Source organism: Pseudoalteromonas sp. T1lg76 (genome assembly GCF_002964725.1).
In the GTDB taxonomy this organism is placed as follows: Bacteria; Pseudomonadota; Gammaproteobacteria; order Enterobacterales; family Alteromonadaceae; genus Pseudoalteromonas.
On record NZ_PQCE01000114.1, the window covers coordinates 5,315 to 6,683 of the forward strand.

A 1,369-nucleotide genomic window follows, 5' to 3' on the forward strand; every position below is an offset into this window, starting at 1 on the left:
GGTGTTTACGTCATTATCAAAGGCCTTATCCTGATTTTCGCCATCGCCAATACTAGAGCGCGCACTAAAGAGGGTGCCAGGCAGCTCGGTTAAATCCTGTAACTGATATTGAGGACCAATAAAGCCCACCTCAGCAATTTGCACCAGGCCATCATTGTTGGCATTGGCGCTTACCGACAGGCGGTAATGTGAATAAGCAAGGCCATTGCTCAGGGCGAAATGACGTTGCTCTAAGCGCTCAGAGAATTCCTCCCCCGCCCAGCTCGCTAATGACAGCCAGGTTTCGCCATCGTTCGAGGCCAACAGCGAGAAGCTGGCCGGATCGCGCTCGGGCGCATCGTTGGCGCTGGTGATCATCAGCTCATTGACGGCTTGCGCCTCGGCCATATGTACCTGGATCCACGCCGGGTTTTCCTCGGTGGGTGCGCCCTGCCAGTCATTGTGATCTAACCACTTGGTGCTTACATCTCGGTCAAAGGCCTGCGCCGCGCTTTCTGAGTCACTGATACTAAAGCGGGCACTGTAGCTGGCGCCATTGCTAAGGGAGTGATCCAGGCCTTCAAGCTCGGGACCAATCAACTCCACTTCCGCAAGTTGCAACAGGCCATCGTTATTTTTGTTTTTGCTTACTTCCAGGCGATAGCTGCTATAGGCCAGTTGATTGGCCACGGCGAAGGTGCGTCGCTCTGCGCGCTCATCGAAGGCTTCACCTACCCAGCTAGCCAGCGTTATCCAGCTTTCGCCGCCATCATTTGACGCCAGCAGAGAGAAGTTCTCCGGGTCACGCTCCGGGGCATCATTGGCGCTGGTAATAGCCAGCACATTGACCGCCTTAGGGGCACTGAGGTCGAGCTGAATCCAGGACGGATCCGCCTCGCTAGGTGCACCTTGCCAGTCATTGTGATCCAGCCATTTGGTGGTTGGGTCATTATCAAAAGCCTTATCCTGATTTTCCGCATCGCCAATGCTGTTGCGTGCCGAGGCCATCGCCTGCGGGTCATCACTGTGATCCACGCTCACATGTACAGGGCCAACAAACTCAATTTCCGCCAGCTGCAACAAGCCATCATTGCCCTGATTCTTGGTGATATTGATACGGTAGCTGGCGTACGCCTGGGCGTTAGCAAATGCAAATTCCTGGCGCTCAAAACGCTCATCAAACGAGGCGCCCACAATGCTGGCGAGGGTGATCCAGCTCTGGCCACCATCGTTGGACGCCAGAATATCGAAATTTTCCGGGTCGCGCGCTGGCGCGTCGTTGGCACTGGTGATAAACACGCTGCTGATCGCCTGTGGCGTGGCAAAGTCCACCTGCACCCAGGACGGATCTTCTACACTTGGCGCACCTTGCCAATCATTATGGTCGAGC

The 1,369-nt window shown here is 55.4% G+C and carries 1 protein-coding gene; it reads right to left on the bottom strand.

Annotation, left to right across the window (positions count from 1 at the left end; genetic code table 11):
• A partial coding sequence (locus tag C2M35_RS15525) for a discoidin domain-containing protein (RefSeq protein WP_199774441.1) occupies nt 1-1,369 on the bottom strand: 1,369 nt, incomplete at both ends.